This window comes from Paraburkholderia fungorum (genome assembly GCF_046027215.1).
Lineage (GTDB): Bacteria > Pseudomonadota > Gammaproteobacteria > Burkholderiales > Burkholderiaceae > Paraburkholderia > Paraburkholderia fungorum_D.
Map to the genome: position 1 here is coordinate 3,174,012 of NZ_JAQQEN010000002.1, position 15,156 is coordinate 3,189,167.

Sequence of the window (15,156 nt, forward strand, 5' to 3'; positions counted from 1 at the left end):
ACCCAACTGACCGCTCGGCTGCGGTTACTTACCGTTAAGCCAGCGAGCTGCGGCGTTTGCAGTGTCTTCGGGGCGAGTATTGAAGGCGATGGATGCATCGGGAGCGCATTTGTGCACGGTATTCACGAGTGCCTCAAATAGCAGCAAGCTTTTTGGGGGAATACGTATCCCGCCGCCGATCACAACGCAATCGTAATTTGAGGTTGTCAATTGGCGCTCAAGCGCAATGGGCGCGGTTTCATCTGGTCTCACCAAGCAAAGATCGGCACGCCATCCATGCGCCTCCATTTGCTGCATGCCAACTGAAATCCCGGCATGAATTTTCGCGGCGTCGAACCCCGGCGGTAACGCGGGGTCCGCGAAGTCGACCGTTTCAGGCTCCTGGCCGACGAACAGCACCCGCTTCAAGTCATGCATTTCGCTCATTACCTTCTCCAGAATCGGTGATGGTTCTTGCAAACGCGCCGCGAGTTGTGACAACGAAAAGGAAGCAGGCGATATGGATCGCGCGCAAGCCACTTTAGCATGCCTGAAACCCTGAAGTTGAAGGGCCCGGGTTTGTGCCATCCGCTTTCGCTGCCGATATCCATGTCGTCGCAACGACTGATCAAACGTTGATCCGCCCGGCGAAGGTTGCTATCGCGCAGCACATCGGCATCGATGAGAGCATTCGTCCGTTCAGAGTTCATGTGCCACAGGCGCAGCTTGACGATCTGCGCCGACGCATCGCGGCCACGCGTTGGCCCGACAAGGAAACCGTCAACGATGATTTGCAAGGCGTCCAGTTGTCGAGCGTGCAGGAACTCGTTCGGTATTGGGGTACCCCGACTGGCGCAAGGCCGAGGCGCAACTCAATGCGCTACCGCCGAAATCTGGTTGTCTATCATTGGCGCACGGGCGGGCAATCGCAGCATTCGGCGCTGCTCGAACTCGAGCCCAAATCGGATCGCATTCAGTCCGTGCTGACATACGCGAAGAAAAATCTCGCCGAACCGCTTTCAGTCGAGCAACTGGCCGAGGTCGCCCGTTTGAGTGCGCGTCAGTTTAGCCGCGCGTTTCGCGCCGAGACGGGACAAACGCCGGCAAAGGCGGTCGAGCGGTTGCGGCTTGAAACAGCGCGTCTGATGCTTGAGGACAGCCGACACACCATTGATCAGATATCTGTTGCGACAGGGTTCTCCGATCCTCGAAGAATGCGCGAGGCATTCTTGCGCACTTTCGGCCAATCGCCGCAGGCATTGCGTCGCAACGCTCGAGGCGATCCGCGCATCCCGTAGCCCTCACGTGTCAACGCGGCGGCCAACGTGGATTGGCTGGTGAGCTTCCTGCAGCGGGCGTGGGTCAAACAACGCCTCTTTTCCTCAGTTCACCGAGTTCATCCCCATCGATCCCGCACAGCGATACCAGCACATCATCGGTATGTTGCCCGAGCGTGGGCGGCGCACTCCGATATTGGATCGGCGACGCTGACATCCGGATCGGATTCGCCACGCTGGGCGCGCTGCCCGAGAGCGGATGAGGCAAATCTACTCGCATGCCGCGGTGTTGAACCTGCGGGTGCGCGAACGTCTGTGCGATGTCGTTGATCGGTCCGCAAGGTATGCCCGCGGCCGCGAGCGGCGTCACCCACTGCTCGATCGTGCGCGTGACCAGGATTTCCTGAATCATCGGGACGAGCGTTTCGCGGTTCGTCACGCGTGCCGCATTCTTGGCGAAACGCGGGTCGGTTGCCAGATGTGTGCAATCCGCAATCTCGCAGAATTTGCGGAACTGTCCGTCGTTGCCGACTGCCAGCACCATCTGTCCATCTTTGGCCTTGAACACCTGATAAGGCACGATGTTCGCGTGCGCATTGCCTTCGCGCTTCGGCGTCTTTCCCGATACCAGGTAGTTGAGGTTCATGTTTGCCATTGCCGCGACTTGTACATCGAGTAATGCCATGTCGATGTATTGGCCTTCGCCCGTCTCGGTGCGATGCGCCAGGGCGGCCAGGATGCCGACGGTTGCATACATGCCTGTCATCAGGTCGGCAAACGCTACGCCGACCTTTTGTGGGCCACCACCCGGTAGCTCGTCCCGCTCTCCGGTGATGCTCATCAATCCGCCCATCGCCTGAACGATGAAATCGTAACCGGCCATCTTCGAGAGCGGACCGTCTTGCCCGAAGCCCGTTATCGAGCAATAAATGAGCTGAGGATTGATGGCGCGCAGATCGCTATACGCAAGCCCGTAGCGTGCCATGTCGCCAACCTTGTAGTTCTCGATGAACACGTCGCTCTGTTGCGCCAGCTTGCGGATGATGGCCTGTCCTTCATCCGTCGCAATGTCCAGCGTCACCGATTTTTTGCCGCGATTTGCCGACAGAAAATAGGCTGACTCGCCAGTGGCATTGCCGTCCTGGTCGTGCAGGTAGGGCGGGCCCCAGCCGCGCGTGTCGTCGCCTGTGCCGGGACGTTCTATCTTGATCACTTCGGCGCCCAGATCCGCCAGCGTTTGGCTCGCCCAGGGGCCGGCCAGGACGCGAGAGAGATCGAGAACGCGAAGGTGTGAAAGTGCTCTGGACATGGAAGTCATCCTCAAATCAAAGATGATTCGGGGGATTTCTTTCTGGTGGTTCGCTGTGCGGACCGATAGGATAGAATCCGAATCGATACGCACCTTAACGGAGCTGGTGAGGAATGTAAACACCGCTAAATTTTCAGTGTGATGCCCGCAATCGCTCGCCTCTATGCAATATTGCACGATCGTTCCAAAATGGTCCGCTGTGCGGACCGTTTTCAGAAAATATTTGACACGGAGATTTTCACCATGACAGGATTCGGCAAAAGGAAAGGTTCGGTAGAGCAGGAGCAGAGTGCAGCCATGTCGAAGACGAAGAACGCGGCGGGATCATCAGTCCCTCCGTATGAGCAACGTGACATTGCGCGTTTCGACGAAGAGGCCGCCACGGATCGGCAGTTCGTGACCGCGCTAGCGAGGGGGCTCGAGGTGCTGCGGTGCTTCGGCCCCGGGGAGCGCTACCTCGGGTTGTCGGAGCTGGCTCGCCGCACGAGCCTGCCGAAAGCGACCGTGGCGCGATTGGCGGGCACGCTCGCGAAGCTGGGTTATCTGCGCTACTCGGAGTCGCTCGGGAAATATAGCCTTGGGACCGGTGTGCTTTCGCTTGGCTATTCGATGCTGTCGAATCTGGACATCCGCGATGTCGCGCGTCCGTTCATGCAGGAACTTGCCGAGTATGCGCGCGCATCGGTGGCGGTCGGGGTTCGTGACCGCCTCTCGATCGTCTACATCGAGTGGGTGCGCAGCAGCGCGCCGATTACGGTAATGCGTGCCGTTGGCGTCCGCTTGCCGCTCGCGACGACGTCGATTGGACGGGCATACCTGGCGGCGGCGTCCGAGGACGAGCGCAACGAGGTGCTCGAGCAAGTGCGTCTTCAGGATGAATTGGACTGGCCGCGCATTAAACGCGGCATCGATCAGGCAGTGAAAGACTATGAGGAGCGCGGTTTTTGCCTCTCAGTCGGCGAATGGGACAAAGATATCGCAAGCGTTGGCGCCCCGTTCACGGCGCCCGATGGCACGCGTATGGCCTTCAACTGCGGTGGGCCGGCATTCGTGATGAGCCGGGATACGCTGGAAAACGACATTGGTCCACGCCTCGTGGACCTTGTGCAACGTTTAGGTGCCGCCATAGGGCGGCGATGACCGACACATGGGACGCTCGAAATACGCGTCCTTCTGGAATCAGGAATACAGATGATCCGTGACCATGAAACGCTAATCCTCCTTCTCGGCGCAGTGTCGCGCTTCGTGCGCGAGCGGCTCGTCCCCGCTGAGGATGAAGTGGCGGAAACCGACCAGATTCCCGCTGCCATCGTTGCCGAGATGCGCGAGCTAGGGCTTTTCGGTCTTTCCATCCCTGAGGAATACGGCGGTCTTGGGCTCACGATGGAAGAGGAAGTGCTGGTGGCGTTTGAAATCGGGAAAACGTCGCCATGCTTTCGCTCGTTGTTCGGCACCAATGTCGGCATTGGGTCGCAGGGGATCATCATCGATGGAACGGCAGAGCAGAAGCAACACTATCTGCCGCGGCTCGCATCGGGCGAACTCATCGCCTCGTTCGCGCTGACCGAGCCGGGCTCGGGTTCGGATGCCGCTTCACTGTCTACGCGGGCCGTGCGCGACGGTGAGCACTACGTCATCGACGGCACCAAGCGCTTCATTACGAACGCACCCGAGGCCGGCATCTTTACCGTCATGGCTCGCACCAATCCCGATGTCAGAGGCGCGGGCGGCATCTCCGCATTTATCGTTGAAAGAGGCAGCCCCGGTGTATCGCTAGGGAAAATCGACAAAAAGATGGGCCAGAAGGGCGCACACACATGTGACGTCATCTTCGAAAACTGCCGCGTGCCCGCGCAAAACCTTATCGGTGGTGTCGAGGGAATTGGATTCAAGACCGCCATGAGAGTGCTGGACAAAGGGCGCCTGCACATTGCTGCGATTTGCGTTGGCGCGGCTGAACGCATGCTCGACGATGCGCTTCACTACGCGATGGAGCGGCAGCAGTTCGGCAAGCCGATCGGTGAATTCCAGCTTGTCCAGGCCATGCTCGCCGATAGCAAGGCGGAGATCTACGCCGCCCGTTCGATGGTGCTCGATGCGGCCCGTCGCCGTGACGACAAGGAAGACGTATCCACGGAGGCATCGTGCTGCAAGCTGTTTGCTTCGGAGATGTGTGGCCGTGTAGCCGATCGCGCTGTGCAGATCCACGGCGGCGCGGGATACGTGTCCGAGTATGCGATCGAACGCTTTTACCGCGACGTGCGCCTGTTCCGCATCTACGAAGGCACGAGCCAGATCCAGCAACTTGTCATTGCGCGAAACATGATGCGCAACGCGAGTATCTGATCGCGGCCGCTACGTTGAAATAGTGAAGGGAGCGGTGAGCGGTCACCGGAAATTGTTTGCCATAAGAGCGCCGCAGAGCGCTTGCCGGCATGTTTGTCGTCAGGAGGAGTGTAGATGGAAGTCAATTCGTTTAGCCGGCAAGGCTTGATCGCGCACGATCGTGTATGGATCGCGGCGTTTGTGTTTGCTTTTCTCGGACTGATGGTCGACGGTGCAGACCTGATGTTCCTGTCCTATAGCCTGTCAAGTCTCAAGCGCGAATTCGGGCTCTCGAATGTGGAAGCGGGGGCCCTCGGTAGCATCACGCTCGCGGGCATGGCGATCGGCGGTATCTACGGCGGATGGGCCTGTGATCGCTTCGGCCGCGTGCGCACGGTGGTCTGGACTATCGCGGTGTTTTCGATTGGTACAGCAGCACTCGGCTTCACGCACACCTTCTCGCAGTTCGCCGTATTTCGTTTCATTGCAGCGCTTGGACTCGGCGCACAGTATGTTGCCTGCAATACGCTGATGTCCGAATATTCGCCTACCCGATTTCGTTCGACGATCCTCGGCACGCTACAGGCAGGATGGTCGGTGGGCTATGTCGTGGCCACCGTTCTAGCCGCCTGGATTCTGCCGGAGTTCGGCTGGCGCTATCTCTTCTTCATCTCGATTGTTCCTGTTGTCCTTGCGTTGATCATGCAGCGTATTGTTCCCGAACCAGAGAGTTACGTTGTTTCGCGGGACGCGCGTCGTCGCGGCGAGGCTGTGGGAAAAGAAAAGAACACGGGGACGATGAAGCTTGTCTTTGGCGATCAGGCTCAGCGGCGCATGTTCATGTTGTGGGCGCTGACAGCGGGCCTGCTGCAGTTCGGCTACTACGGTGTCAGCACCTGGATGCCGACCTACCTGGAGAAGGAACTGCATCTGAACTTTTCGTCGATGACGAGCTATATGGTCGGCACCTATGTCGCCATGATTCTCGGAAAGATCATGGCAGGCTGGCTCGCAGACAAGTTTGGCCGGCGAGCGGTTTTTGCATTCGGTGCATTCGGAGCGGCAGTGTTCTTGCCGGCTATCGTGCTATGGCACACGCCCGGGAACATTGTCTATCTGATGACCTTTTTTGGCCTCCTTTACGGAATGCCTTATGGCGTGAACGCGACTTACATGACGGAAAGTTTCGAGGCCCGCATTCGTGGCTCGGCGGTCGGCGGCGCATACAACCTGGGACGTGCCGGTGCAGCGATCGCCCCTGCCGCGATTGGATTTCTTGCAACGAACGGAACGATCGGCCTTGGTTTTCTGGTCATGGGCGGGGCTTACTTTCTTTGCGGTCTTGTGCCCGCGCTCTTCATTAAGGAGAAGCTCTACGATCCGCAGAATGCGTGACCCGGAACGATTGATCGCTGCCGAACCTGCTCAGCTTGCGGGGCGGCGGCATTTTTGTTGATTGAGGATGTTATGAAGATTCTGGTGCCAGTAAAGCGCGTAGTCGACTACAACGTGAAAGTTCGAGTGAAATCGGACGGCACGGGCGTCGACATCGCGAACGTGAAGATGTCGATGAATCCGTTTGATGAGATCGCGGTTGAGGAGGCGGTGCGGTTAAGGGAAGCGGGCGTTGTCAGCGAGGTAGTTGCCGTTTCTTGCGGCGTTGCGCAAGCGCAGGAAACGCTGCGCACGGCGCTGGCGATCGGCGCGGATCGTGCGATTCTGATTGAATCGTCCGAAGAACTGCAGCCGCTGGCGGTCGCGAAGCTGCTGAAGGCGCTGGTCGACAAAGAGCAACCGTCTTTGGTGATTCTCGGCAAGCAGGCGATCGACGACGATTCGAACCAGACCGGCCAGATGCTGGCTGCTTTGGCGAATCTGCCGCAGGCGACGTTTGCATCGAAGGTTGTCGTCGCTGACGGTAAGGCAACGGTGTCGCGCGAAGTGGACGGCGGTGCTGAAACACTAGCTTTGAAGCTCCCCGCAGTCATCACCACCGACCTGCGCCTGAACGAGCCGCGCTACGTGACGCTGCCGAACATCATGAAGGCGAAGAAAAAGCCGCTGGAAGTCGTCAAGCCGGAAGATCTGGGTGTTGACGTCACGCCGCGCCTGAAAACGCTGAAGGTTGTGGAGCCGCCGAAGCGCTCCGCCGGTGTGAAGGTGCCGGATGTGAAGACGCTGGTCGAGAAGCTGAAGACCGAAGCCAAGGTGCTGTAAGGAGACGGACGAAATGACGAATCTGGTGAATCTTGTAATAGCAGAACACGACAACGCGTCGATCAAGGCCGCGACGCTGAACACGATCGCAGCGGCGCAAAAGATTGGTGGCGACATTCACGTGCTGGTGGCCGGCCACAACGCGCAAGCCGCAGCGGATGCAGCAGCAAAGATTGCAGGCGTTAGCAAAGTATTGCTGGCCGACGCACCGCAACTCGAAGCGGGCCTGGCAGAAAACGTCGAAGCGACCGTGCTGAACATCGCGAAGGACTACACGCACATCCTCGCGCCGGCTACCGCCTACGGCAAGAACATTGCACCGCGTATCGCCGCGAAGCTCGACGTCGCACAGATCAGCGACATCACCGCAGTGGACGCGCCCGATACGTTTGAGCGCCCAATCTACGCAGGCAACGCGATCGCTACAGTTCAATCTCAAGACCCGATCAAGGTCATCACGGTCCGTTCGACCGGTTTCGACCCAGTGTCGGCCGAAGGCGGCAGCGCAACGGTCGAGAAGATCGAAGCGGCAGCTGACACCGGCCTGTCGCAATTCGTGAGCCGCGAAGTGACGAAGCTGGATCGTCCGGAACTGACGTCGGCGAAGATCATCGTTTCGGGTGGCCGTGGTCTGGGCAATGGCGAGAACTACACCAAGGTTCTCGAGCCGCTGGCCGACAAGCTGAACGCAGCGCTCGGCGCCTCGCGCGCAGCAGTGGATGCGGGCTTCGTACCGAACGACTATCAGGTCGGGCAAACCGGCAAGATTGTCGCACCACAACTGTACGTGGCAGTCGGCATCTCGGGCGCGATCCAGCATCTGGCCGGCATGAAGGACAGCAAAGTGATCGTGGCGATCAATAAAGACGAAGAAGCACCGATCTTCAGCGTCGCGGACTATGGCTTGGTCGGAGACCTGTTTGCAGTAGTGCCAGATCTCGTAGCGGCTACCTGAAGCAAGCTCGCTTCAAACCCGCGAATAGCGGGAAAAACGCGGAAACAATTCGAATCTTTCGTTCGCTAAAGATTGAAACTGAAGGAGCCACGGAGCTCCTGCAACCTCAAATTGGAGAAGACAGGATGAGCGAGGCTTTTCTGTGCGATGCGATTCGCACGCCGATCGGCCGCTATGCGGGTTCGCTGTCGTCGGTGCGCGCCGACGATCTGGGCGCGGTGCCACTCAAAGCACTAATGGAGCGCAACAAGGAAGTCGACTGGAGCGCGATCGACGACGTCATCTACGGCTGCGCGAACCAGGCGGGCGAAGATAACCGCAACGTCGCGCGCATGTCGCTGGTGCTGGCGGGCTTGCCCAAGGACGTGCCGGGCTCCACGGTGAACCGTCTGTGCGGCTCGGGCATGGACGCTGTCGGCATTGCGGCGCGCGCGATCAAGTCGGGCGAGGCCGGCCTGATGGTGGCGGGCGGCGTGGAAAGCATGAGCCGCGCACCTTTCGTGATGGGCAAGGCGACGAGCGCGTTTTCGCGTCAGGCCGACATCTACGACACGACGATCGGCTGGCGTTTCATTAATCCGCTGATGAAGCAGATCTACGGCGTTGACGCGATGCCGGAGACGGGCGAAAACGTCGCAACCGACTACACCGTCAGCCGTGCGGATCAGGATGCATTCGCGCTGCGCAGTCAGCAGAAGGCCGCGCGTGCGCAGCAGGACGGCACGCTCGCGCAGGAAATCGTTGCGGTGACGATTCCGCAAAAGAAGGGCGATGCAATCGTCGTCTCAAAGGACGAGCATCCGCGCGAAACGAGTCTCGAGGCGCTGGCAAAGCTGAAGGGCGTCGTGCGTCCTGACGGCACGGTGACGGCGGGCAACGCGTCGGGCGTCAACGATGGCGCGGCGGCCTTGCTGCTGGCCAACGAAGAGACCGCGAAGCGTTATGGCCTGACGCCGCGCGCGCGTGTGCTGGGCATCGCGACGGCTGGCGTCGACCCGCGCGTAATGGGCATCGGACCGGCGCCCGCGACGCAAAAATTGCTCGCGCGTCTGAACATGAACATCAACCAGTTCGATGTGATCGAACTGAACGAAGCGTTCGCGTCGCAAGGCCTCGCGGTGTTGCGCGCGCTGGGTGTCGTGGATGACGATGCACGCGTCAATCCGAACGGCGGCGCCATTGCGTTGGGCCATCCGCTCGGCATGAGCGGTGCGCGACTGGTCATGACGGCGATGTATCAGTTGCAGCGCACGCGGGGACGCTTCGCACTTTGCACCATGTGCATCGGGGTCGGGCAGGGAATTGCGGTCGCCATCGAGCGCCTGTAAGCGTGACCACGCGCACGAGCGAGGTGATCGTGAACGCGATGACAAACTTCGAGTTGCGTCGGGTCATGGCGGCGGCGTCCGCGAATCAGGAAGATGCTGACCTGTGGCGGACGTTCTCAAGTCTCTACGAAGAGCGTCGCATCCGCTGGTGCGATTCGGCGCGAGGTTGGCTTGTATCGATCGACAATCGTCATCTGGCCACCGAATCCAGCTTCGATCAGGCAATCCGGCTCGCGATTGCGCGATTTCTCCAGGTCAGGACTGGCACCAGCTCGGCAAGTGGGCGGGGTTCGCCCACTTGAACGGCTCCCGTAGGGAGTTCGGGCGGAGGTAGCGGCGCGCGATGTTCAAACGAACATCGACACGATGCTCGTCCGCGCGCTCGCAATCCATACCGTCCTATTGCCGAACGATTTTCGTGAAATCCGGCTGGCGCTTTTGCGCAAAAGCCGTGAAGGCTTCTTTCGCTTCGGCGCTTGCAAGTCGCTCCATAAAGATGGCGCTTTCGGAATCCATCTGAGCGACCAGTTTCTCGGCGTCCCGCATCAGTCGCTTCGTAGCGGTCAGCGATCCGATGGGCTTGGAAGCGATCCTCTCGGCGACACGGCATGCTTCTGCACGGAGTTCCGCGTTGGGGATCGTTTTGTTTGCAATACCCCATGCAACGGCAGAATTTGCAGGAACGGCTTCCCCGAGGGCGAACATTTCGAATGCCTTGGCATGCCCAATTCGCAAGGGAAGCAGGTAACTTGAGGCGGCTTCGGGCACGAGAGCCAGATTCACGAAGGGGGTAATCAATTGCGCCTCTTCGGAGAGAAGCACGTAGTCACAATGGAGCAACATGGTCGTTCCGACTCCGACAGCCTTGCCCTGGACTGCGGCAACGATCGGCTTCCTGGCATTCGCCAGTCCTTGCAGAAAGCGGGTGACGTTGCGTTCTTTCGGGCCGTTGCCCTCCGCTTGCGCTGCGAATTCTGAAACGTCGTTGCCGGCCGTGAATGTGTCTCCATCAGCCTGAATCAACAACACGCGGATCTCGTCGTCGTCATTCGCTCTCGCGATGGCATCTGCAAGTGCGCCATACATATCGTTGGTGAGCGCGTTTTTCTTATCCGTTCGCGCAATCGTGACGGTGAGTACACCACTGTCTGATAGTTCAACTTTGATTTCTGCGGTCATTAGCTTGCTTCCTAAAATGCGTGGCGTCGCGAGGTACATTCTCTGGAACGCCATCGTGTTTAAATGTTCGCGCGCTGTACATGCGCTAGCCTGTACAGCGTCTTGCGGTGCTTTAGTGACTGGCTGCTTCCATAGGTGATATGCCTGTCTGGGAGATAAACTCCTGCGCGTCGAAGGCGGCAATTTCCTTTTTTGCGCGAGCAGTGCGGTCAAGCTTCGAGAAGACAAATATGCCTGCGAAGGCGAGCGGCACGGAAAGAAGGGAAGGATTGTCGAGACTGATGGGCGCAGTGGCGTGATGCATGACATCAACCCATACCGGTTTGGACAGTATTGTCAAAGCCACGGCCGAGGCAAGGCCGAGCAGGCCGCCAAGCACAGCGCCTATCGTGGTGGTACCCCGCCAGAATATTGAACAAAGAAGAACGGGGCAGTTGGCGCTGGCAGCGATCGCTGCTCCCATGCTGAGGATGAACGCGACATTCACATGCTCAAAAGGAATGCCCAGGCCGACTGCGACCGCTGTGAGTGCGACAGTTGAGATGCGCGATATCTGCATTTCCCGGCGATCAGACTGTTTCCCGCGAGCTATACACGAAGAATACAGATCATGCGAGACGGTTGCCGCACCGGCCAACGTCAGACCAGCCACCACGGCGAGTATGGTCGCGAAAGTCACAGCGGCAATGAAGCCGTAAAAGACACTTCCACCGACCGCCTTGGCGAGATTAACCGCGACCATGTTTGTTCCCCCGATAAGGTCTCGGGTGAGCAGAAACTGACCGGCCGAATCAATTTTGAAAAATTCCGGATGCTGCGAGAGAAGGGCGATCGCGGAAAAGCCAATGACGAATGTGAGCAGGTAGAAATAACCAATAAAGCCCGTCGCGAAGAATACCGACTTTCTCGCTTCGGCCGCATCACGAACGGTGAAAAAGCGCATCAGGATATGAGGAAATCCCGCTGGGCCGAGTATGCCGGCTATGCCGAGTGACAGCGCGTTCAGTGGCTCGTGCATGAGGTGCCCGGGTCCCATGATCGCATCCGAGTGCGGATGGGCGCGAACGGCCGCAGTGAACATCGCCTCTGGACTGAAGCCAAATTGGGCAAGAGAGGCTACCGCCATGAACGTGACGCCAAAAAGCAGAAGCCCAGCCTTGATTATCTGCACCCAGGTAGTTGCGGTCATCCCTCCAAATGAAACGTAGGTGACCATTAATATGCCGACGATCACCTCTGCAATCCAGTAAGGAAGGTGAAAAAGCAACTCGATGAGCTTTCCCGCGCCCACCATCTGCACGACCAGAAAGAAGACGACAACTACGAGCGAGGTACACGAGGTAAGCAACCGTATTGGCACCTGTCGCAACCGGTGTGCAACCACGTCTACAAATGTGAACTTACCCAGGTTTCTCAGCGGTTCGGCGAGCAGAAACATGAGGAATGGCCATCCCACGAGAAAGCTGATCGCGAATATAAGGCCATCGAGGCCAAACACGAAAACCATGCCGGAAAGGCCCAGAAAGGACGCAGCAGACATGAAGTCGCCCGCCATCGCCAGCCCATTCTGAAACCCCGTGATGTTGCCAGCGCCAGTATAGAAAGCACGCGTCGACGTATTTCGACTGGCAGCCCAACGTGTAATGGCGAGAGTCACACATACGAACAGGAAGAACATCGAAATGGCGATAGGGTTCAGCGCCGTTCCGAGTGCAGCGGAACGGGTACCCTCGGCGGCCTGAACGCAAACTGGAGCACAGAGAGCGAGAAGCGGAATGTGTACTGTCGGTTTCATTCTGCGTGAGCTCCGCTGGCTTTCTGTAAGACGCGCTTCATGCTGGGGTCGAATACGCGGGTCACCACAAGCGCGTACCATCCGGTCAGACTGACAGCAGTCACAATGACGATTACACCGGCAAGGATCCCGATGCTGGTGGAAGCGCCGTGGTAGAGCGGCCGTGCCAGAAAGCGAGGCGCCGCCGCTACGAGAACAATGAATCCGTAATACGTCAGTGTCATCAGTCCAGCAAAGGTGAAGCTAAAGCGGCGTTTAGCTCTCACAAGCGCCCGATAGTCTCCACTTTTCCGTATTGCGTCTATTACGATCTGCTGCATGGATGTCTCCTTTCTGCCTCTGGTAATCGCCCTTTGGCGTATGTCGGCTTGATTTCTGCTGATCAACCGTCTTGTGCGATGCGCGCCGCGGCTATTTGATCGATGACTGGCGTCGAACTCATACACGTCCCTCAAACGCGATGTATCTTCGGAGATGATGGTCCTCGTCGCCGAGTTGATGATCGATCATCACGAGACGCTTTGCGTAGTGAGACATGGCTAGTTCCCAGGTCATTCCGATGCCGCCGTGTAACTGGATTGACTCTTCAGCGACGAATGTCCCCGTGCGCCCAACCGTTAGCTTCGCGGCTGACAGCGCTCGTTCACGTCTGGGTCCTTCGTCTTTGACGGCTGCTGCGGCATTGATTACTGCGGAACGAGCCTGTTCAATCTCGAGGAGCACGTCGGCCATTCTGTGCTGTAGAGCCTGAAAACTTCCGATCGGCACGCCAAACTGCTTACGTGTGCGCAAATAGTCGAGCGTTTGTTCCTTCACGAACTCCATGGCTCCCACGGCTTCCGCACTCAATGCGAGGATGCCGTAGCCGACGGCATGTTCCAGTATCCCAATGCCTTCGCCAGGTTGACCGATGAGCGACTCTGGGCCAAGAGCAACATTGGAGAAGCGAATGTCGGAAGCCCGGCTGGCATCAATATTCGAGTACGAGATCCTGTGCAGGTTTGCGACGTCTGCCGGGACAATGAAGAGTGAAATGCCGTCAGTGTCGTGATCCGACCCAGAAGTGCGCGCGGAAACAAGCAGGACGTCGGCGAACTCCGCGTACGGTACAACTGCCTTGTGGCCGTTCAGTATCCAACCAGCCGGTACCGCAGTCGCCGTTGTGCGTACAGTCGCCAGGTCATAGTGGGCTCCAGCTTCATCGAGCGCAGCAGCAGCGATCGTGGTGCCCTCGATTAGTCCAGGTAGGTGTTTGTGTTTCTGCGCCTCTGATGCTGCGAACTCGATAGCCTTGCCGAATAGCAGCGTGCCAAGCAACGGGCCAGATACCAGCCCCCGACCGAGGCACTCAAAGACAACAGCAATGTCGAAACCGTGGCCGCCATAGCCCCCGTACTGCTCGTCAAACAGCGCTGAAACCACGCCGAGGCTGTTCAGGCTCTCCCATATCTGCCGATTGTGTTCATCGATTCCATGATCGTTTGGCGCGTGTGTACCGGGTGGCCGGCGGGTCGACAAGAGTCGATTCAAGCTGTCGGCCAGCATCCGGCGATCTTCGGTATGCTCAAATTTCATCCTGATCTTCCTCAGAGCCCAAGAATGGATTTGGAAATGATGTTCTTTTGAATCTCATTCGAGCCGCCATAGATCGAGAGCTTCCGATTATTCAGGTAGAGCGCTGTGACGGAGGAGGTTCCGGCAGGACCGACACCTGAAACGTCCTCACCGTGCAGTGCCGCCTCGACATAGGGGAGCGCATACGGTCCCAACGCCCTGCGCATCAGCGAGGAGATTTCCTGTCGTATCTCGGTGCTTTTGATTTTGAGCATCGAGCTTTCCGCACCTGGGGCGCCGCCGGACGTCGCTGAGGCAATGACACGAAGGTTGGTGGTCTTCATGTTTTCAAGTTCAATCTCAACGCGCGCGACACGAGCAGCGAAATGCGGATCGTCGATGAGGGGACGTCCCCGGAGAGTCTGGCTTTTGGCGATGCGTTTGAGCCGATCGAGCAGGGCGACGGACAGTCCGACACCAGCGATATTGGTTCGCTCGTAGGTAAGCAGATACTTGGCGTATGTCCAGCCACTGCCTTCTTCTCCAATGAGGTTTTCGGCAGGAACTCTTACATCACTGAAGAACACCTCATTCACCTCGTGCTCACCATCAAGCGTGAGAATGGGGCGAACCTCTACACCTTCCGATTCCATATCGATCAGAAGGAAGCTGATTCCCTCCTGCTTACGGCCTTCCGATGAAGTTCGAACGAGGCAAAAAATCTTGTTGGCGTAGTGCCCAAGCGTAGTCCATGTCTTTTGCCCGTTGACAATATAGTGTTCGCCCTGAGAGTCGATCTGGCGTATTGCGCTTGTCCGGACCGACGCCAGATCGGAGCCGGACCCCGGCTCAGAATAGCCTTGGCACCACCAATCGGATCCGTCGAGTATTCTGGGCAGCCAGTGGCGTTTTTGCTGTTCCGTCCCGTACTTGATAACAACCGGTGCCAGCATGTTCACCCCAAATGGGACGACGCGCGGCGCACCGGCAAGCGCGCATTCGGTCTCGAAGATGTATTTCTCGGTGGGCGTCCATCCGGTGCCCCCATATTCGATGGGCCAGTGAGCGGCCAGCCAGCGTTTGGCGTTCAGGATGCAATGCCAATCATGGAGGTCGGCACGAGTCAGTCGAATTCCGTTGCGTACCTTGTTTGATATATGCGCAGGCAAACTGCTTTGCAGGAAAGCTTGCACCTCAGAGCGGAAGCGGCTCTCCTCTGCGCTAAATTCGAGGTCCAT

At 58.3% G+C, this 15,156-nt stretch carries 14 protein-coding genes and 2 pseudogenes; 9 read left to right on the forward strand and 7 right to left on the reverse strand.

Features of this window, described 5'->3' with window-relative positions:
- Window positions 1-24 precede the first annotated feature (24 nt).
- Window positions 25-426: a hypothetical protein gene (locus tag PQR27_RS34660; RefSeq protein WP_408528045.1), complete on the reverse strand. Its 402-nt coding sequence runs from the start codon at window positions 424-426 to the stop codon at window positions 25-27.
- Between the two features lie 134 nt (window positions 427-560).
- On the opposite strand from PQR27_RS34660, the pseudogene PQR27_RS34665 reads away from it, so the two are divergent.
- Window positions 561-809, forward strand: a pseudogene (locus PQR27_RS34665) (epoxide hydrolase N-terminal domain-containing protein); the annotation flags it as partial.
- 57 nt (window positions 810-866) lie between these two features.
- Window positions 867-1,277 (forward strand): annotated as a pseudogene (locus PQR27_RS34670) (helix-turn-helix domain-containing protein); the annotation flags it as partial.
- Window positions 1,278-1,341: 64 nt separating this feature from the next.
- On the opposite strand, the gene PQR27_RS34675 reads toward PQR27_RS34670, so the two are convergent.
- Window positions 1,342-2,565: a CaiB/BaiF CoA transferase family protein gene (locus tag PQR27_RS34675; protein WP_408528397.1), complete on the reverse strand. Its 1,224-nt coding sequence runs from the start codon at window positions 2,563-2,565 to the stop codon at window positions 1,342-1,344.
- 297 nt (window positions 2,566-2,862) lie between these two features.
- Here PQR27_RS34675 and PQR27_RS34680 point away from each other — a divergent pair, with 297 nt between their 5' ends.
- From PQR27_RS34680 to PQR27_RS34710, 7 genes are all read left to right on the forward strand, one after another.
- Window positions 2,863-3,705, forward strand: coding sequence for an IclR family transcriptional regulator (locus tag PQR27_RS34680; protein ID WP_408528046.1), 843 nt, complete (start codon window positions 2,863-2,865; stop codon window positions 3,703-3,705).
- 51 nt (window positions 3,706-3,756) lie between these two features.
- Window positions 3,757-4,911: an acyl-CoA dehydrogenase family protein gene (locus PQR27_RS34685; RefSeq protein ID WP_408528047.1), complete on the forward strand. Its 1,155-nt coding sequence runs from the start codon at window positions 3,757-3,759 to the stop codon at window positions 4,909-4,911.
- A 114-nt stretch (window positions 4,912-5,025) separates the two neighbouring features.
- Window positions 5,026-6,285, forward strand: coding sequence for an MFS transporter (locus tag PQR27_RS34690; protein WP_408528048.1), 1,260 nt, complete (start codon window positions 5,026-5,028; stop codon window positions 6,283-6,285).
- Between the two features lie 72 nt (window positions 6,286-6,357).
- Complete coding sequence (locus tag PQR27_RS34695; protein ID WP_408528049.1) at window positions 6,358-7,107, forward strand: electron transfer flavoprotein subunit beta/FixA family protein; 750 nt, start codon at window positions 6,358-6,360, stop codon at window positions 7,105-7,107.
- A gap of 22 nt (window positions 7,108-7,129) precedes the next feature.
- Window positions 7,130-8,062, forward strand: coding sequence for an electron transfer flavoprotein subunit alpha/FixB family protein (locus PQR27_RS34700; RefSeq protein WP_408528398.1), 933 nt, complete (start codon window positions 7,130-7,132; stop codon window positions 8,060-8,062).
- A 125-nt stretch (window positions 8,063-8,187) separates the two neighbouring features.
- Window positions 8,188-9,390: a 3-oxoadipyl-CoA thiolase gene (pcaF, locus tag PQR27_RS34705; protein ID WP_408528050.1), complete on the forward strand. Its 1,203-nt coding sequence runs from the start codon at window positions 8,188-8,190 to the stop codon at window positions 9,388-9,390.
- A 2-nt stretch (window positions 9,391-9,392) separates the two neighbouring features.
- Window positions 9,393-9,692: a hypothetical protein gene (locus PQR27_RS34710; protein ID WP_408528051.1), complete on the forward strand. Its 300-nt coding sequence runs from the start codon at window positions 9,393-9,395 to the stop codon at window positions 9,690-9,692.
- Window positions 9,693-9,789: 97 nt separating this feature from the next.
- Here PQR27_RS34710 and PQR27_RS34715 read toward each other — a convergent pair whose 3' ends face one another.
- The 5 genes from PQR27_RS34715 to PQR27_RS34735 form a co-directional block, all read right to left on the reverse strand.
- The gene (locus PQR27_RS34715; RefSeq protein ID WP_408528052.1) at window positions 9,790-10,569 is read right to left on the reverse strand and encodes an enoyl-CoA hydratase; all 780 of its coding nucleotides are present in this window, start codon (window positions 10,567-10,569) and stop codon (window positions 9,790-9,792) included.
- 112 nt (window positions 10,570-10,681) lie between these two features.
- On the reverse strand, window positions 10,682-12,364 hold the full coding sequence (locus PQR27_RS34720) for a cation/acetate symporter ActP (RefSeq protein WP_408528053.1): 1,683 nt from the start codon (window positions 12,362-12,364) through the stop codon (window positions 10,682-10,684).
- The gene (locus PQR27_RS34725) at window positions 12,361-12,684 is read right to left on the reverse strand and encodes a DUF485 domain-containing protein (RefSeq protein WP_408528054.1); all 324 of its coding nucleotides are present in this window, start codon (window positions 12,682-12,684) and stop codon (window positions 12,361-12,363) included. The genes PQR27_RS34720 and PQR27_RS34725 overlap by 4 nt, the downstream gene beginning before the upstream one ends.
- 118 nt (window positions 12,685-12,802) lie before the next feature.
- Complete coding sequence (locus tag PQR27_RS34730) at window positions 12,803-13,939, reverse strand: acyl-CoA dehydrogenase family protein (protein ID WP_408528055.1); 1,137 nt, start codon at window positions 13,937-13,939, stop codon at window positions 12,803-12,805.
- 11 nt (window positions 13,940-13,950) lie between these two features.
- Entirely contained in the window at window positions 13,951-15,156 is a 1,206-nt protein-coding gene (locus tag PQR27_RS34735; RefSeq protein ID WP_408528056.1) for an acyl-CoA dehydrogenase family protein, read from the reverse strand.